1 other annotated feature (running past one end of the window) is annotated in these 1,889 nt (G+C 55.4%).

The window, feature by feature from the left end:
- Positions 1 to 1,830, top strand: a sequence feature (mutual gap in cmsearch alignment for this rRNA model is longer than 100) (it extends 1,385 nt beyond the left edge of the window).
- The last annotated feature ends 59 nt before the right edge of the window (positions 1,831 to 1,889 follow it).

Genomic DNA, 1,889 nt, shown 5'->3' with positions numbered 1-1,889 from the left:
GGCAGGTGTGTGGATGGGTAGGGGAGCGTCGTGTGGCCATGGAAGCGGCAGGGTGACCTAGCCGTGGAGGCCACACGAGTGAGAATGCAGGCATGAGTAGCGAAAGACGAGTGAGAAACTCGTCCGCCGAATGACCAAGGGTTCCTGGGCCAGGTTAATCCGCCCAGGGTGAGTCGGGACCTAAGACGAGGCCGACAGGCGTAGCCGATGGACAACGGGTTGATATTCCCGTACCCGTGTGAACGCGCCCATGGTGAATCAGTGATACTAACCATCCTGAAGCCACGAGAAGACCTTCGGGTCTCGAGTTGGTGGATGCATGGGACCTGATCTGGTAGTAGCCAAGCGATGGGGTGACGCAGGAAGGTAGCTGAGCCAGTCAGTGGTAATACTGGTGTAAGCGTGTAGGGCGTGACCTAGGCAAATCCGGGTCACATATAGCCTGAGACGTGATGCGTAGCCGATTGAGGCGAATTCAGTGATCCTATGCTGCCGAGAAAAGCCTCTAGCGAGCTTTCACACGGCCCGTACCCCAAACCGACACAGGTGGTCAGGTAGAGAATACTAAGGCGATCGAGATAACTATGGTTAAGGAACTCGGCAAAATGCCCCCGTAACTTCGGGAGAAGGGGGGCCCTGTTTGGTGACGACATTTACTGTCTGAGCTGGGTGGGGCCGCAGAGACCAGTGAGAAGCGACTGTTTACTAAAAACACAGGTCCGTGCGAAGTCGTAAGACGATGTATACGGACTGACGCCTGCCCGGTGCTGGAAGGTTAAGAGGACCGGTTAGTTCCTTCGGGAGCGAAGCTGAGAATTTAAGCCCCAGTAAACGGCGGTGGTAACTATAACCATCCTAAGGTAGCGAAATTCCTTGTCGGGTAAGTTCCGACCTGCACGAATGGCGTAACGACTTCTCAGCTGTCTCAACCGTAGACTCGGCGAAATTGCATTACGAGTAAAGATGCTCGTTACGCGCGGCAGGACGAAAAGACCCCGGGACCTTCACTACAGCTTGGTATTGGTGTTCGGTTCGGTTTGTGTAGGATAGGTGGGAGACTGTGAAACGGTGACGCCAGTTATCGTGGAGTCGTTGTTGAAATACCACTCTGATCGAATTGGACCTCTAACCTCGGACCATGATCTGGTTCAGGGACAGTGCCTGGTGGGTAGTTTAACTGGGGCGGTTGCCTCCCAAAATGTAACGGAGGCGCCCAAAGGTTCCCTCAGCCTGGTTGGCAATCAGGTGTCGAGTGCAAGTGCACAAGGGAGCTTGACTGTGAGACTGACAGGTCGAGCAGGGACGAAAGTCGGGACTAGTGATCCGGCACCGGCAAGTGGAAGCGGTGTCGCTCAACGGATAAAAGGTACCCCGGGGATAACAGGCTGATCTTCCCCAAGAGTCCATATCGACGGGATGGTTTGGCACCTCGATGTCGGCTCGTCGCATCCTGGGGCTGGAGTAGGTCCCAAGGGTTGGGCTGTTCGCCCATTAAAGCGGCACGCGAGCTGGGTTTAGAACGTCGTGAGACAGTTCGGTCTCTATCCGCCGCGCGCGTTAGAAACTTGAGGAAGGCTGTCCCTAGTACGAGAGGACCGGGACGGACGAACCTCTGGTGTGCCAGTTGTTCCGCCAGGAGCACCGCTGGTTAGCTACGTTCGGAAGGGATAACCGCTGAAAGCATCTAAGCGGGAAGCCTGTTCCAAGATGAGGTTTCTCACCCCCTCGAGGGGGTAAGGCCCCCGGCAGACCACCGGGTTGATAGGCCAGAACTGGAAGTGCAGTAATGCATGCAGGTGACTGGTACTAATAGGCCGAGGACTTACCACAAAGAAGCTACGCGTCCACTGTGCGGTATCTGAAACAACACACAGATACTGATGAGAAAC

Origin of the sequence: Rhodococcus sp. IEGM 1241, from assembly GCF_033142365.1 — a bacterium.
GTDB lineage: Bacteria > Actinomycetota > Actinomycetes > Mycobacteriales > Mycobacteriaceae > Rhodococcus_F > Rhodococcus_F erythropolis.
The sequence above is the reverse complement of the archived record's forward strand: the minus strand, read 5'-3'. Positions and strand labels throughout refer to the sequence as shown.